16 protein-coding genes are annotated in these 17,043 nt (G+C 29.8%); all 16 read right to left on the bottom strand.

Going from position 1 to position 17,043, the window contains the following annotated elements; translation table 11 throughout:
* Nucleotide 1: 1 nt before the first annotated feature.
* The 16 genes from FF52_RS07835 to FF52_RS07760 all read right to left on the bottom strand — a co-directional run bounded on the left by FF52_RS07835 (nucleotide 2) and on the right by FF52_RS07760 (nucleotide 17,017).
* Entirely contained in the window at nucleotides 2-877 is an 876-nt protein-coding gene (locus FF52_RS07835) for an N-acetylneuraminate synthase family protein (protein WP_008464414.1), read from the bottom strand.
* Entirely contained in the window at nucleotides 864-2,030 is a 1,167-nt protein-coding gene (locus FF52_RS07830) for an acylneuraminate cytidylyltransferase (protein WP_008464413.1), read from the bottom strand. Before FF52_RS07830 ends, FF52_RS07835 begins: the two co-directional genes overlap by 14 nt.
* Before the next feature lie 60 nt (nucleotides 2,031-2,090).
* Nucleotides 2,091-2,759, bottom strand: coding sequence for a glycosyltransferase family 10 domain-containing protein (locus FF52_RS07825; protein ID WP_237718540.1), 669 nt, complete (start codon nucleotides 2,757-2,759; stop codon nucleotides 2,091-2,093).
* A 274-nt stretch (nucleotides 2,760-3,033) separates the two neighbouring features.
* A complete protein-coding gene (locus FF52_RS07820; protein WP_035691133.1) occupies nucleotides 3,034-4,155 on the bottom strand; it encodes a glycosyltransferase in 1,122 nt (373 codons plus the stop codon).
* Nucleotides 4,156-4,157: 2 nt separating this feature from the next.
* A complete protein-coding gene (locus FF52_RS07815) occupies nucleotides 4,158-5,228 on the bottom strand; it encodes a glycosyltransferase family 2 protein (RefSeq protein WP_035691132.1) in 1,071 nt (356 codons plus the stop codon).
* Nucleotides 5,228-6,160, bottom strand: a complete 933-nt coding sequence (locus FF52_RS07810; protein WP_008464409.1) for a glycosyltransferase — start codon at nucleotides 6,158-6,160, stop codon at nucleotides 5,228-5,230. Before FF52_RS07810 ends, FF52_RS07815 begins: the two co-directional genes overlap by 1 nt.
* Nucleotides 6,161-6,164: 4 nt before the next feature.
* Entirely contained in the window at nucleotides 6,165-6,989 is an 825-nt protein-coding gene (locus FF52_RS07805; protein WP_008464408.1) for a glycosyltransferase family 2 protein, read from the bottom strand.
* Nucleotides 6,990-6,994: 5 nt separating this feature from the next.
* The gene (locus tag FF52_RS07800; RefSeq protein ID WP_008464407.1) at nucleotides 6,995-7,927 is read right to left on the bottom strand and encodes a glycosyltransferase family 2 protein; all 933 of its coding nucleotides are present in this window, start codon (nucleotides 7,925-7,927) and stop codon (nucleotides 6,995-6,997) included.
* Nucleotides 7,928-7,931: 4 nt separating this feature from the next.
* Nucleotides 7,932-8,846: a glycosyltransferase family 2 protein gene (locus FF52_RS23135; protein WP_008464406.1), complete on the bottom strand. Its 915-nt coding sequence runs from the start codon at nucleotides 8,844-8,846 to the stop codon at nucleotides 7,932-7,934.
* Nucleotides 8,843-9,829: a glycosyltransferase gene (locus FF52_RS07790; protein ID WP_008464405.1), complete on the bottom strand. Its 987-nt coding sequence runs from the start codon at nucleotides 9,827-9,829 to the stop codon at nucleotides 8,843-8,845. The genes FF52_RS23135 and FF52_RS07790 overlap by 4 nt, the downstream gene beginning before the upstream one ends.
* Nucleotides 9,830-10,474, bottom strand: a complete 645-nt coding sequence (locus FF52_RS07785; RefSeq protein WP_035691128.1) for an acetyltransferase — start codon at nucleotides 10,472-10,474, stop codon at nucleotides 9,830-9,832.
* Nucleotides 10,468-11,544 carry a DegT/DnrJ/EryC1/StrS family aminotransferase gene (locus FF52_RS07780; protein WP_008464403.1) on the bottom strand — a complete coding sequence of 359 codons (1,077 nt, stop codon included), beginning with the start codon at nucleotides 11,542-11,544 and terminating at the stop codon, nucleotides 10,468-10,470. The genes FF52_RS07785 and FF52_RS07780 overlap by 7 nt, the downstream gene beginning before the upstream one ends.
* On the bottom strand, nucleotides 11,541-12,782 hold the full coding sequence (locus tag FF52_RS07775; RefSeq protein ID WP_008464402.1) for a glycosyltransferase: 1,242 nt from the start codon (nucleotides 12,780-12,782) through the stop codon (nucleotides 11,541-11,543). Before FF52_RS07775 ends, FF52_RS07780 begins: the two co-directional genes overlap by 4 nt.
* A gap of 3 nt (nucleotides 12,783-12,785) precedes the next feature.
* Nucleotides 12,786-14,051, bottom strand: coding sequence for a polysaccharide ABC transporter ATP-binding protein (locus FF52_RS07770; protein ID WP_008464401.1), 1,266 nt, complete (start codon nucleotides 14,049-14,051; stop codon nucleotides 12,786-12,788).
* Nucleotides 14,052-14,915, bottom strand: coding sequence for an ABC transporter permease (locus FF52_RS07765; RefSeq protein WP_008464400.1), 864 nt, complete (start codon nucleotides 14,913-14,915; stop codon nucleotides 14,052-14,054).
* A 134-nt stretch (nucleotides 14,916-15,049) separates the two neighbouring features.
* Nucleotides 15,050-17,017: a polysaccharide biosynthesis protein gene (locus FF52_RS07760; RefSeq protein WP_008464399.1), complete on the bottom strand. Its 1,968-nt coding sequence runs from the start codon at nucleotides 17,015-17,017 to the stop codon at nucleotides 15,050-15,052.
* Nucleotides 17,018-17,043: the final 26 nt, after the last annotated feature.

Genomic DNA, 17,043 nt, shown 5'->3' with positions numbered 1-17,043 from the left:
TTTATACCTTTTTATTTTTCAGTTTATCTCTCTGAACTTGTTCAATTGGTAAAATATCAGCTGTTTTATATGTCAATGCTTGGTATACAGCATCAAGATCACGGGTTAATTTTCTAAGTCCCATTGGTTCAAGAGAAGCTGCATGATCAGTACCTTTCCAAGTTCTGTCAAGTGTATAATGTCTTTCGATAATATTAGCTCCTAAAGTAAAAGCAGCAATATCAACCGCGATACCTAAATGGTGGCCAGAAAAACCAATGTGTTTTACTTTGTGTTCGTACTTATCTCTAAGTAAGTTGATATCCAGAAGACAAACATCTTCAAAAGGAACTGGGTAGCCAGAAGTACAATTGTACAACACTAAATCTTTATTTCGTCCATTTTCGGTAAAAAAGTCAACTAAGACATCTGCTTCACTTTTGGTAGTCATTCCTGTTGAGATATGAATCTCTCCTCGGTAATTATCACAAAGCCATTTCAACATTTCATAATTATTATTGCACGCCGAAGGAATTTTAATAAACTCTGGATTCAAAGAAGCGATTTCTTTTGCCGATGTAGTATCCCATACCGAAGTTGAGTAAGTAATACCAATTTCTTCGCAATATGCTTTTAATTCTGCATGTTGATTCACGTCAAATTCTAAAAATTCTCTATGTGCTCCATAAGTATCTCCATAAGAATTAGAAGCATTTGGGTGTGGGGCATCATATTGTTCTTCAGTAAGAAGTTCTCTATTATTACGTTTTTGGAATTTTACAGCGTCCGCATTTCCGAAAATTTTAGCAATTTTGATTAATTCTTTGGCTATTGCCATTTCACCCTTATGATTACATCCAATTTCAGCGATTACATACGGTTTTTTAAATTCTTTCATATCGTTTATTATACTTTAGTAAAATTTCACAAGTTTCCCTTATTGCCCCTTCTCCAGATGCATAAGTCAGTACATAATCTGCGTTAGCTTTGACAATATCTGTTGCATCAGATGGTGTAAAAGACCAGCCAACACTGCATATATTAGCCAAATCGTTTACGTCATCACCTATGTACGCAACGGCGCCAAAACTACTATTTCTCTCTGAAAGAAAATGTGTTAATAAAGAAAATTTATCTTTGACCCCCAAAAAAGTTTCTTTGATCTGCAATTTCTTCATTCTTTGAGCCACCAACTCCGAGTTTTCAGAAGTCATTACTACAACTTCAACCTGATTTTGACGAAGAATTTCTAAGCCCATTCCGTCACGCATATCAAATTTTTTGGCTAATTCACCTTCTTTATCATAATAAACACATCCGTCTGTAAAAACCCCATCGACATCTAAAACCAAATAATCAATACGTTGATGTACCTTATTTCTTTTCTGGCGGTCTGCTAATAATTTTTCAACGATTTCCCAATCTGATAAACTATCAATTTCTACCAAAGATTCTTCTGGCATTTTTACTAATCCGATAGAATCGCTTATTCTGTTTTTTGATTTTAAAAATGCTGCTTTAGTAGTAGCATATACTGCTCCATTTTCTATTAAAAGACCTTCAAAATCCTGGCGTCTTGGCCTTTTAAAAACATCATAATTACTTGGAGTCCCATCAGAATTCCATATAAAACGATGCGTATTTACAACAGTCAAGGCCGAATCTTTTTTATTAATAAGAATTTCGTTTAATGCTGCATTGATATCTTGAGCATTTGTCATTGGAGAAGTTGCTTGCAATAGACACAAAATATCAAAGTCATTTTGTATCAATGCAGCAAATTCCAGCATCGCATTTTCTGTTGATGAAGTGTCGGATGCATTTTCATCATTTCTCAAAAGCGTTTTTACTTTTGGAGACCAAGAATATTCTCTTTTAATATAATCTATAATCTCTTGGTCATCTGTAAAAACGTATACCTCATCCAGTTCTGAAAAAATAGCTTCTCCTAAAACCCAAGAAAAAAGAGGACGTCCCAGCATCTTTTTTTTGTTTTTCCCTGGAATTCCTTTGGACCCTTTTCTTAACGGAATTATGGCAGTTTTTTTCATTTTTTATATTTTTACTATTAATATATAATTGCTTAGATTGAATAAAATTCTAAAAATTGATTAAATAGTATTTAATTTTTGAACAATTTTATCAAGCATTTTTATTCTTTCTTCCTTCACAAAAGCGGATCCTTTTTCATTAATTGAATTATAAACAGCAATACATTTGTTCATTCTTGATATATATTCCTTGCTATCCATTTTGTCAATATAGTCAAATAATTCTATTGGATTTTTAAAATTTGAATAATCTAAGAAACTGTCTTTAGGGAATAAATCATATGCATTTGTGTTTTTTCCATAATAAATGGGAAGGCAGTAATCTTGAATACTCCCCCATATTTTTTCTGTCATATAATTTGGTGAAGCTGTATTTTCAAAACATAAATTAAAGTTATATGGTTTTAAAATTTCTTTCTTTCTTGTCGGCCAGTCCCCTTCTCTCGAATCTTCTTTGGATACCCCTTCTGGCCAGCCTTTTCCATATACGTCTAATCTACCTAATTTATTTCCTTCTAATGCTATTTCTGTTCTTGCTGCTATTAAATCAATATTTTGATTGTTATAAATGAGTTTATCCGAATTTAATCCTTTATAGCAAGACATTAAAGCAACAATTTGTTTTGAACTTAATTGAAAATCTTCACTTATTGGCTCTAGTCTTGTACTCATCATTCCAGCATGAAATGTCAAATTAGAAACAAAAACATCCTGTGTATAAATATTCATGAAATGACATTTAAACAATCCAAAAAAATATTTTTTTGTAGAAAGAAAATGAGTGTCAAAACGAGGTTCTAATGTCCAAACAAGAAATTTTTTTCCTAATATGAATTTCCAAAAATGCTTTTTTATGTGTTTGAAATTTTGCGAGATAATTATGTCTGCTTCTTTTGAAGAATTTACAATTTCAATATTGTACGCTTTTAAATAATCTAAATCTCCTGGATTAAAATTATTAAACGGTGTGTAACTAAAATTAGAAACTTTAAATAATTTGATTTTATTTTGTGTCATCCACTAAATTGTATTTTTGATTAACTATCTTTTTAATGTGTTCAAAATCGTATTCTGAAGCGTCAATTTTACTATTATTGAGCAAAGAAAAACTTTTTAAAATTAAATTTTTAATTTCTTCACTGTTTTCACAATCTTCTATTAACAAACCATTTTTTTGATGCTGAATAACTTCTGCCGTTGCTCCTCCTGGATTTGATTGAATTGGAAAACAACCTAAACAAATTGCTTCTAATAAGGTGTTCGGAATTCCGTCAGAATTACTATTACCAATATAAATAAGAGATTTCCCCATTAATTCAAGAACCTCTGAGTGCGAAATTTTCCTAAAAATTGTTATATTTTTCCAGACACTTAAATCTGATGCATAGAAATAATCGCTTAATTCGATATCTGCACCGAAAATAACAACTTCAAAATTACTTAGTTCAATTTTTAATTTTTCAATCGCTCTAAGAATGTTAATTGCTCTTCCAGAACGGCCTTGAAATCCTTTTACTAAAATAATTTTTCGTTGTTCAAAAGGTATTTTATATCTTTCAATTTCATTAAGATCAAAACCACCGCCTCCTGGAAAAACCCCCAGAAACCTACCCTCAAAACCATATTTTTTTGCAATTTCTAGATCCCTTTTACAATCAGTAAATAAGTAATTAATTCTAGGCAAAACCTTTTTTATATCTTCTAAGTATTTTGATTTGTTCTGAAAGTAAAACAAGTCACTTCCCCATGATGAGTATATCCATTTTTGGTGTTGATACTTTTTCATAACATCGAAAATAGGAGTACAAGAAACATATAATGCAAAACTGTGTACTATGTCCGGTTTTATTTCATTTAGATACTTTTCAAAAACAGTTGCGGTTTCACGCTCATTAAATTTTTGAATATTTTTATAAATAATAGGAAATCGGTTTTTCATAAAAATTCGACCAGGATAATGATATTTTAGTTTCCAGTCAATTTTTTGATTTACCCAAGCTAATCGATCAACTTTAATGCTCATTCCCGAAATATCAAACCAATAGACTTCATGACCAGAATCCTGAAGCTGACTTGTCCATCTGAAGAAATGTAAAGTTGGCATTGAAACCATTAAAATTTTCATGATTACAATCTAATAGTTAGGATAATAATGTTTTTCTTACGATCAAAAGTATATTTATATGGGTTATTTCGGTAACCTTTAATAATTTCCAGCAAAATGCTGTTATTAATATCTTCCATTGAAAGAAATGACAAATATTTTTTATTTAAAAAATGCTTAATTCTATTTTTTAGTAATACAACAAAAGGTGCGTTAGTAATTTGAATTTGAATTGTTTCTCCCGCAAAATTAGCCATTTGAGCCAAAAGACCTTCAAAAGCAATTTGTGAATTATTGATATAAAAATTAAATTCTGTTTTTTGATTCAGTTTTTCATATTCTTGAGCTATAGGAGCTTTTCCAAAACCTAATTTATTGTTCGCAATTGTACGTTTTCCTTTTTGGGTCTGATACATATAATTATGATTTATACGTTCTAACTGACTGTGAAAAGGATGCTTACTTTCCTTGCTTCTGTATGCTTTTGGATGCCATTGATGCTTTACCAAAATTTCTTGATCATAAAATAAAACTGACAAACCAGCATTCCTCATTCTAATATGAATGTCAGTGTCTTCTCCTCCCCATCCATGATAAAACTCATCATAACCATTTAATTTTTTTAAAATTTCTGTTGGAAATGCAGTTGTGCCAGTTACTTCATAATTTCCCGCAAAATCAACTTGATAATCGTTAAATTCTTTATTTAATAATGACTCTTGTTTCGATAAAAATCCATATTGAAAATAATGAACCTCATTTGCTTTCATTAAACCTGAACATTTTTGAATAAATTGAGGACTAAAAATAAGATCAATATCACCTACCAAAAAGTATGGAGTTGTAGTTTGTTGCAAAGCAAGATTTATAGCTCTGGACTTATTCCATAACTGTCCAGAGACTGGACATGAAGTAAATCTTATTTTTGGAAATTGCAATAATAATTCCTTTAGTTCACTTAAATAATTTAATTCACTTCCATAATCAACTAAAAAACAGCAAAAGTTCTGATCGCTTTGCTGCATTAATGATTTAAGGCAGTTTTTTAAAATACGTAAATCACGATTTCGATTAGTTAAAACAAGGGTTAGCATTACAATATATTTAAATTTTGTATTAAAGATTTAAAAAGTGAAAACGTATAAAATTTTCCAGTTTTCCATTTATTTTCTTTCCTAATTATCATCTTAATGAATAATCTCAAACCTTTTAGGTATTTTTTTTCTCTATTATACCCAGCTAAAAGCGATATTTCTGTCGCATAAATACTTTTGATAATAATCTCTTTTTTGTTCTTAAAATTCGAATCTGCAAGTACATTTTTTAATATGTCTAAATTGATTTTTATAATAGCAGCAATACTTTTTCTAATTTTTGCTGATATTCCAATTTCCATTCTGTAAACAGCAGTAAAATCTTTTAAAATATGAATTTTGCCATTATTTTTAATTACCCACAAATAAGTTGGCCAATCGCCATAAGGGAAATTTAAAATCCAATTCGGTAAAGGTTCTTCTTTGGGAACATTTTTAAACAGTGCTGTAACAGACGGAACTACATTATTAAAAATTAAATCTGAAAATTCATAGTTAGACTTGAGCCCATCTTTCTGTGATTCTACCAGTCTGCCATCTGGATATAATTTATATAAATTTGTACCAACAATAGAAAAATCAGGATTATTTTCTAAAAAATCCACTTGTTTTTGTAATTTGTATTCATCTATCCAATAGTCGTCTCCATCACAAATCGCAATATATTTACCATCACATTCTTTTATGGTTCGCATATAATTTGCAATCAAGCCAATATTATTTTTCAATGAAGGCAACAACTTAATTTTTGAAGAATATAGTTCTACATATTTCTCACAAATTTCACGAGTAGTATCTGTACTGCAGTCCTCACCTATTACAAGTTGATAATCAAAATTTGTTTTTTGATTTACTATACTTTCTATGGTCTGAGCTATAAAACTTTCTTGATTGTAAGTAAGCATAAAAATGCTGACTGTATATTGAGTCATTTGATTAATTTTTAAATAATGAAACTCCAAAAAAAGTCTTTAGAAATAAATTCAATACTTTTTTTCTACCAATAATTCCTTCTGAGCAGTCTTTTTTAAAATCTTGAAAAGTTTTATTTAGCGCCATAAAAGATCCATATTGTTTCACATAAAAATCAGCATGTTTTACACTAATGTACTCAAATAAGTATTTTTTCTCTTCAGCTTTCAATTCTCTAATCATTGAATTGTTTTTTATTCTATAATAAAACCCAATGTAATCTAATTGCTTTACACCTCCACCATTTTTGAGAATTGCAATCCAAAATTCCCAATCTTCTAGACCATAGATCATATTAACATCATAACCTCCAACTTTTTCCCATTCTGATTTTCTATATAGGGCAGAACAAAAAATCATGTTAAAATAACCTAAGCTATCTAAACTAAACTCCGGCAAGTTCCAAACTGCAGATTCAGCTCCAAATTTTTCAGCTTTACAATAAACTAATTTGGTCCAACTCTCTTTCTTAAATACGGCAATTGATTTTTCTAAATATTCACTCCCAATTCTGTCATCTGCATCTAAAGGCAATATGAACTTTCCTATAGCTATATTAATACCATAATTACGTGCACTACTTAATCCTCCATTTTCTTTTTTTACATATTTAAACCTTGAATCTTTTGCTAACCACTTTTGTGCAATTTCCTCTGTATTATCAGGGCTTCCATCGTTTACTATTATACATTCCCAATCTGAGTATGTCTGTTCTAAAACAGATTGCAAGGTTTCGTCTAAAAATTTAGCCTGATTGAAACATGGAACTATAATGGAGATTGTTACCATTTGACTTAACTAATTTTTTTTAAGATTAGTCGTTTAAAAATATTGAAGCCAACCAAAAAACGTGACACAAAAATGCAGGATAAAATAAAATCATTGTAATTAAAATGCTTTAAATAATACTTTAGACTATCAATATTTGAAGGAGTTAAACATGTTTTAATCCATCTTCTAATCCATTTCGTTAAAAACAATGAGGCTTCTATTTGCTTAATATCAGAATAAGTAAAGTTTTTCGAAATAGATTTTAAAACTGAAATTGTTGCAAATCTATCTGCAGCAGTTGAAGAACTTTCCTGAACTCTGTAAATGGAAAGTGGATGGCTTACAGATTTGAACACATATCCCTCTTTTAAAAGCTTTAACCACAAATCGTAATCTTCTGCTGGCACACATTCTTCGTCAAAAAGACCAACCTTTTTCACAATATCTTTTTTTACCAAAACAGTTAAAATAGGAATTTTATTTCCATCAATAAAAGCTTTTATTGCGGTTTTGCCTCTATACTCTGTATCCAGAACATTCATTGTCTGAAATTTTGGCATAAGAGGATTAATTTCTGAATCACTTGAATAATATGAATTTGTAAAAATCAAGTCATAATTATTCTGATCAAAGAGATTTAAAGTCTTTTCGAGTTTATTAGGAAGCCACAAATCATCTGAGTCCAAAAAAGCTAAAATCTCACCTTTAGCATTTTTTATACCATTGTTTCTCGCTTTTGCTTGTTTGGAATTTGTTTGATATATGTATTTTATTCTATTATCTACTATTTGATTTTTTTTTATAATTTCAGCAGTAGAATCATTTGATCCATCATCAACAACTATTAGCTCCCAATTGCTGTAAGTCTGATTTAAAACGCTTTTTATACTTGCTTCAATATAGTTCTCGACATTATAAGCAGGCATAATAATACTCACTAATATTTCACCTTTCATTATCTCAATATTTAATTTTTCTAAGTATTATTTTAAGCGTTTTTTTTAGTCCAATAAATTTAAATCCATCTATAATTAGACTGAAATATTTCAAAGACAATTGCTTTGGATACAATTTCATGGAATCTATAAGTAAAGCATTTCTAATTGTTGTTAGGTTTAAATTATTACATTTTTTTATCTCACCTATAATTTCTTTAAGATTGAGATAACTATAATATTTTTGCTTAAAGATTGATGCATTTGAATAAATACCCCCTTCATGCATCCTGTAGATACTTGAGTAAAAATTCATTAATAGTCCTTTTCCCTTTGTTAAACAAATGAGGTATAAACTATTATCCTTACCATGTTTTAATTTTGCAAAAAAAGAAGTATCAAAACTATCTTTTCTAAACAAAACCGTTAAAGTATACGTACAATATGGAGTAAATATTGTGTTTAAATCTATGGTAACATTTTCATTACAATTTATTAAAGAAATCCAATTTGGTTCTTTGAGTTCTGAAGAAGTAATTGATTCTTGTTTAATTAGATATTTTGTCCAACAAATTGAGTAATCATTGTTTTCTCTTAAAAATTTAACTTGTTTTTGAAGTTTCAGAGAATCCGTCCAATAATCATCTCCTTCACAAACTGCAATAAATTCTCCTTTACATTGACCTAAAGCAAAAGCAAAATTAGGCATCATCCCTAAATTTTTGTCATGCTTAAAATATTTTACATAAGACTTTTTCGGATGCTTTTCTAAAATATCCTTGATAACAAAATCTGTTTGATCAGGCGAGCAGTCATTGGCAATAATTAGCTCAATATCAAAATCACATTCCTGCATTAAGACTCCCTCTATGGCCTGACGAATATAATTCTCATGACCATAAGTAATCATACAAACACTAACAGTGGGCGCTTTATTCATTTTAATTTTTGTCTTAAAACTCCAATTCCAATTAGTGATAAAAAAAGTTTGGCCCAAATTTGCATTGTTATTTTTCTACGAAAAATTTTCCAACTACAATATTTAAATATATCTATTATCAAGATGTTTTTTAATATTTTAATTACATCAGAATATTTATTTGCTATAAAAGCCTTATTTATCAAACCTCTATTGGTATTACAAATAAAGTCTGACAACCATAATGTATTTAAATTATTCCTTAGAACAAAAGATTTTCTACATAAATAGGAATCTTTTAATGCAAAAATATATTTATTAATTTCTTTTGGATGACTTGCACTACCTTCTAAAATTCTGTAAACTGTTGTTACTTCATTTAAATAAAACAATTTTGAATAAAATACTGTTTCAAGTATTATTCTAGTGTCTCCAATGACTTTGTTTTGTAGCTCTTCTTTAAGTATCAATACAACTTGATCTAAAACATCTTTTCTAAAAACAGTCGTTGCAAATTCAACAAATTTGCTTTTCAGCATTTCAGGAATAACTTCTGACTGATTTTTTACGTGTCTGGCTGGCAATTCTAGAAATTCACCCGTTTTGTCGATTAATTGTTTAACATTTGAGTAAACCAAACCGACCCCGCGATCAGCTTCCAAAATGTTAACTTGTTTTTGTAGTTTATCCTTAGTAATCCAAAAGTCATCTCCTTCACACATAGCAACATACTTTCCGGAACATTGTTTTAAGGCAAAAAACAAATTAGGCATTATACCTAAATTTTTATTTTGATTAAAATATTTAATCCATGACCTTCTAGGATGATCTTTTAAAATCCCTTGAATAATCACATCTGTTTTATCTGGTGAACAGTCGTTTGAAATTATTAATTCTATTTCAAAATTGCAATCTTGCATTAGAATTCCTTCTATAGCCTGACGAATATAATTCTCATGACCATAAGTAATCATGCAGACACTAACCTTTAGATTGTCATTCATTTAAAATCGTAATGGCTCTAATTCTTTCTTAATTCTTCCTGGAGATCCAACAATCAAACAATTATCAGGAACATCTCTGGTAATAACAGTGCCAGCTCCCACAATAACATTTGAACCAATATTAATGTCTGGCAATATAGTTGTATTTGCTCCAATTTGACAATAATTCCCTATCTTACAACGACCTAGGATTGTTACTCCTGGTGAGATTTCAACAAAATCTCCAATTATACAATCATGCGTTATAATTGAATTATAATATAAAATTGCACCTATACCAATTTTTACGCTATTTGAAATAGTCACACCTGATAGAAGATTTGAGCCCTCACCAATAATTACATCGTAACTTCCAATATAAGATTTGCTTATTGTTGAAGTAAAGATTCCTCCTAAAGCTGTAAATTTTTCATAAAGTTTTTTCCTTAAAAAAGGATTTCCTATTCCAATTGTAAATCGATTGTCGATAGTCTTAAAATAATTCGAAGTGTCTTCAATAGTTTTTAAAACAGGAAATCGATTAAATAAAGGTTCATTTATGTTATCATTAACATCATCATAAAATGCCAGATTTTCCAACTCATTTAATTGATGAGCAATTTCTAAAACCTCTTTTGCAAAACCTTTCGCACCTATAATTAACATAGACATGAATTAATTAATATTACAATTTTTTCTAATTGCTGTAGTTGTACCCCTACATACAAAGGCAAACACAATACGCGAGATGAGATACTCTCTGAGATTGGCATTTCTAAGCCTTTTGTATATTCAATTGTATTCAAAGAAGGATAAAAATAACGTCTTGGAAAAATTTGATTTTCGTTTAATTCTTTTTGCGCTTTTAGCAATTGTTCTTCTGTATCAAAAATTACTGGATAATAGCTATAATTCCAATTCGTGTTTTCTCTTAATTTTAAGCATTGTAACTTCGAAAAATCTAGGTTATCATTATAAAATTCAACTATTTTCTTCCTTTCTTTTATTATTTTATCCATATAAGGAAAAACAGCTAAACCCATAGCAGCCTGTAGCTCTGAAATCTTACCATTAATACCTAATCCATGAAAGGCCAAAGGACCATTATGTCCAAAGTTATGAGAATAAAATAATTTATGTCTTAAATCCATATCATTTGCAAACATTGCTCCTCCTTCTCCAGTATGGAATAACTTTGTTGCATGAAAGCTGCAAGTACTCACGTCCCCGTAATCAAAAATAGATTTATTATTGAATTTCACACCAAAACAATGTGCAGCATCATAAATAACTTTTAAATTATGCTTTTTTGCAATTGATTCAATTTCAACAACGTTGCATGGATTTCCAAAAACATGAGTAGCTAAAATAGCTTTGGTTCTGGGCGTAATTGCTACTTCTATTTTAGTTTCATCAATGGTTAAATATTCCGGATGAATATCTACAAAAACTGGTATACAATTCTCCCAAACTATTGACGCTGTCGTTGCTACATAACTAAAAGGTGTAGTTATAATTTCGCCTTCGCTTCCTAATAATTTCAAAGCAATTTGAAGCGGTATAGTACCGTTATTGGTTATTATAATATTTGAAACTCCTAAATACTTTTTCAGTTTTTCTTCCAGTTCTAATATTAACTCCCCCCTATTGGTTAACCATTCGTTATCCCATGCGCGTTTTATTTGTTTTTTATATTCCTGCAAAGGAGGAAGAAAGGTTTTGGTTACATTTATCATTTTGTTGTTTCAACTATTTCATTGAGTAATATTGCAATTCTTGGCTTCATTTGAGTTTCATTAGAATAAACCTGAATAAATTTTTCTTTACCATTTTGAGAAATTAAGTATAATTTTTGGGGATTCTCAATTAAATTAATAATGTTTTTTACAATAGAATCAATATCACTATCAATTAGTATTAAATCTACGTTCGGGACAAAAGCATTGTTTTGTTTCAACTCATCAGTAATTAAAACACAAACACCATTTAAAGCCGCTTCAACAACAGTTCCTAATGGGAAACCATCAAATGCGCCTTTACCTAGCATGAAAGCTTTATTTGGTGAAATTAATACATCCATTTTTTGAAAAATACTACTTAAAGAATCAAAATTTTGATACCCATAAAATTTCACTTTTTCTTTAAGCTCTGAAACGTCAATATCCTCCTCATTGAAGCCTCCTATAATATGAAAATTAATAAAATCATATCTGTTTACAATAGTTTTAGCAAACTCTATAAAAATATCATATCCTTTATCTTCTCCTTTAGATGTGTATTTTGCAGCACAAAAACATATATCAAATGTTGTTTTATTGATTAAGTAAGTTTTTTTATCTGTTAAGTCTTTACTTAATGAAATCTGAGGCACGACACAACCAAAAATAAATTCAATATTTTCTTTCTTACATAATTTTTTTTCAAGAAGATACTCATAAGTGATTTTTTGAGTTACTATAACTTTTCGAAACATAGGAGAAGTCAAAACTTTTTCTAATTTTTGATCACTTATATCTTCATTGATCTTAAAACCTCCTCCTGGATACAAAGTAAACACAAAGGGAATTTCGAACTTTTCTAACCATTTTAAATTTATTGATATATTATGAAGAAATACACAATAGAATAGTTTCGTATTAACATTAACAAATCCTTTTTTAAGATTTATTTTTTTTATTAAACCAGATTGAATTTCGAATTCCTTGATATGTATTTGATGATGTTTGATCGGCGTCTTAATGATTGAATATGCTGTTGGGTCTATTACAATTTTAGATTTTTTAAATACGTTTAGTAAAACTTTAAACTCTTCAAGCCTAAAACCTGAAATAGGGTGAGGAAAAATATCATCAAAAACTAGTATATCGTTCTTTCTTATCCCCTTAAACGGAATGAAAAAATCCTTATAGAAAAATCGTTTTATTAAAAGAAAATATTTTTTAAGTTTCTTTTTCAAAAGTCTTATAAACTTCATCTTCTATAATTCAATTTTATCGTTTCTCCATTTTAAATATGGCCGTACTATTCCTCCCCAATAACCAAAGTAATCTTTTCTATGAATACCTTCTTCATCAAGATCAATTGATAATATTTTATCTAATTGAGCAATTATTTCAAAATTATTCCCCACTAAAATTACAGTAAAATAATATTTTCCTTTATTTAAAAAATTCTCCGGAATCACACATACACTTCTATATTTACCTTCTTCCAGAAAACTTCGTTCTAAATTTGGAGAAGCCATGACATAATTGTTTTGATCATCAAAAATTGAAATGGAACAATTAATTCTTTGATTTTCAACTAAATTAAGATATTCTATCTCAATACCAATTTCATTTTCAATTAAGAAACGCTGGTTCTTAGATATCAATTTCGCAGAAGTAACTTTAGCGTTTAAATTACCTGGAGCTTTATCAATAGACCATTTAACTTCTGTTACTAAAGCATCTAAATTTACATTGTAAACATCTAATGCTTCGTGGATATTTCCCTCAAATTTTATTAATCCATGCTCCAAAACAATTCCTCTTGTACATAGTTGTTTTACTGCTGACATATTATGACTTACAAATAAAACAGTTCTACCCTGTCCTTTAGAGATATCTTGCATTTTCCCAATTGCCTTTTTCTGAAATTCAGCGTCACCAACCGCCAAAACCTCATCTACTACCAAAATTTCAGGTTCAAGAAAAGCAGCAACAGCAAATGCCAAACGAACAGTCATTCCAGAGCTATATCTTTTTACAGGAGTATCAATATAACGTTCACATCCTGAGAATTCAATAATCTCGTCTAGTTTTGAGGTAATTTCTTTTTTGGTCATACCTAAAATGGCTCCATTGAGATAAACATTTTCTCTTCCAGTCATTTCGCCATTAAATCCTGTACCCACTTCTAATAATGAAGCAATACGACCACGAGATTTAATGCTCCCAGTAGTAGGGGCGGTTACCTTCGAAAGTATTTTTAAAAGTGTAGATTTTCCAGCTCCATTCTTGCCAATGATTCCTAAAACTTCCCCTCTTTGGACTTCAAAATTAATATCCTGTAAAGCCCAAACATAATCTGAAGTTCCTTTTCTAGAACGATCATTAGTATCTCCAATTTTTAAATATGGATTTTCTTTTCCGCGAATTTTATGCCACCATCTATTCAAATCGTGACTTAAAGTTCCAGTTCCAACTTCACCTAAACGATATTGCTTCGAAATATTTTCGGCCTTTAAAATAATATCTTTCATTTATACGGTATCTATAAAGCTTTTTTCTGTCCTATTAAAAACCAATAATCCAGCAAAAAAAACAACTAAGGTAACTGCCATTGTATATATTAATCCTAAAATTGATATACTACCAATATTTAAAAGCATATATCGGGACGTTTCTATTACATAAGCCAATGGATTGTATTCTACAATCCAACCAATTTTTGGTAGTTTTTCTTTTATTAATTTCATTGGATACATTACAGCAGATATATACATTAGCAATTGCACTCCGAATCCAACCAAATTATTTAAATCTCGATATTTTGTAACCATTGAAGAAATGATCATTCCCAAACCTAGTCCCAATATTCCCATAAATATTATTAAGACCGGAAAAAACAAGAGCGATATATTTAAGCTTAAATCTGCACCTTGACAAAAGAAGAAAATATAAAAGACAACAAATATGCAAAATTGAATTCCGAATTTGACCAAATTTGAAATCACTATAGATAAAGGAGTAATAATCCTTGGAAAATAAACCTTTCCAAATATTCCTGCATTAGATTTAAATGTATCTGAAGTTCCATTTAAACAGGCAGTAAAATAATTCCAAACCATGATTCCAGCCAAATTAAATAAGAATGGTGGAATTGAGCCTGTTTTAATCCCTGCAACGTTATTGAAAATAATAGTAAAAGTTATAGAAGTAAATAAAGGCTGAATGAGGTACCAAAGCGGTCCTAAAACCGTCTGCTTATAAACCGTAATTATATCTCTTTTTACAAAGAGCATCAGTAAATCTCTATACTGCCAAATCTCCTTAAAATTCAGCGAGAAAAATTTATTCTTGGGTGTTATTTCAAACAACCAATCATTTGAGTTTTTAGAATCCATTAAAAAGAACTTTAAAATCTTGCATTATAAAATTTAACAAGATTTTTAACATTTTAGATTTGGGTTAAAAATGTCAAAAGGCGTTTTTAAAAAACACCTTTTGATTATATTTGATTTATAATTTAATTATTATACTATTTGTCTAGAACTTCAAAAGCAGAATTCATGCTCTTAAATTCTGGAACAATTTTTTTCATCTTTGCTACTATATCATCATTTTCGTAAAAATCAGCAATGCCAATTAATTCATCAACATCATTATGAAGGGTTTCGTACTCATCTTGAATCTCTTGTGCAATCATGATCTTATTATGATATGTTGGAAGAGTTTTAGAAGTATCATTCAATAATTCTTCATAAAGTTTTTCTCCAGGTCTTAGACCAACGATTTTAATTTTGATTTCTTTGTCTGGAATAAAACCAGCCAATTTAATCATTTTTCGAGCTAAATCAATAATTCTAACCGGCTTACCCATGTCAAAAATATAGATTTCTCCACCATTCCCCATTGCTCCAGCTTCTAACACAAGCTGGCAAGCTTCTGGGATTGTCATGAAATAGCGAATGATATCCTGATGTGTAATGGTTACTGGCCCTCCTTCTGCAATTTGTTTCGTGAACAATGGTACAACAGATCCGTTTGATCCTAGAACATTTCCAAAACGAGTCGTAATAAATTTCGTGCCTCCTTCAACATTCTCTCTTTGATTTTTTAAGAACAAAGACTGAACATATTTCTCGGCAATACGTTTACTTGCACCCATTACATTACTTGGATTCACAGCTTTATCTGTAGAAACCATTACAAATTTCTTCGCTCGATACTTACAAGCTAAATCTGCAAGGTTTTTAGTTCCTTTTATGTTAGTTTGAATTGCCTGAGCAGGGTTTTCTTCCATTAAAGGCACATGCTTATATGCAGCAGCATGAAAAACAACATGTGGATTATAATTTTTAAATACTTTCTCAAGTGCTTTCTTGCTTCGTACATCTGCAATTACAGCAACAATTTTTGTGCTGAAATTCATTGCTTGCGTTTCTAAGCACAAATTATGCAATGGAGTCTCAGCATGATCCAAAACAATAACATTTTTCGGATTGAAATTCAGAACCTGTCTTACAATCTCGCTTCCAATTGAACCAGCAGCGCCAGTAATTAAAATTGTTTTGTCTTTTAATTGTTTAGAAATTGATTTACTATCCAGAACTATCGGTTTTCTTTCCAATAAATCTTCAATCTGAATATTTTTTACTTTCTGAGAAATCTCTTTTTGGTTTTCCCAGTCGGAAATCAATGGAACGGTATATACTCTGTAGTTAAACTCTAAACACTGATCAACAATAATAAGTTGCTCGTCTTTAGTCAAGCTTTTGTCAGCAATAATTACACCTTCTGCAGCGACAGAGCGCATAAGAGCTGGAAGCTTTTTTCTTAAAATTAAGATAGGCAGATCAAGCATACGTTTAGACGCATTCTGATTATTCTTATCTACAAATCCAACAATTTTAAATCGTGAAGGAGTTTCAAATTTTAAAGCATTAGCTACTGAAATTGCATTTGCATCTGTACCATAAATAACTGTTCGCACGAGCTTTGTTGTAGCTTTTTCTGAAAAATACATTTCAAAAGTCTGTTTTACAATTACACGATATAAAAACAAACCACAAAAAGACAAAACTAAATTAATAAAAAGGGCAGTATTTAGAAAAGCTTTATGTCCTGTGTACAATTCAAATACTAAATTCACAAATAAGAAAAACACTAAAACTGACATCTGTGAAAAAAGCAGTTTTATGGCATCTATGTAGGAAGAGTGCCTAATAATGCCAGAATAGGTTCTAAAAAGCCAAAAGAAAAATATATTGACCGTTATTAAACTTGCCACAAAATAAAAATCATGGGATGTTATAATATATCCAATCGCCGTTCCGTCAAAAAGTAAATATGTAAATGAAAATGAAAAGAACAAAACCATCACATCAATTGCAACAATAATCCATCTCGGCAAATAACTCAAATTATTGATATTTGCCCTAAGATTTCTTGGAGAAAAGGTTTTATACAATAAAGAGGTTATATTATTTGGTTTATCCGTATTCAATTTAGCTTTTTTTAAGTCAGTAAAAT

The organism is Flavobacterium sp. F52, assembly GCF_000278705.1.
Classification (GTDB): domain Bacteria; phylum Bacteroidota; class Bacteroidia; order Flavobacteriales; family Flavobacteriaceae; genus Flavobacterium; species Flavobacterium anhuiense.
Note: the sequence above shows the minus strand (reverse complement) of the source record. Positions and strands in the feature narration are given on the sequence as shown.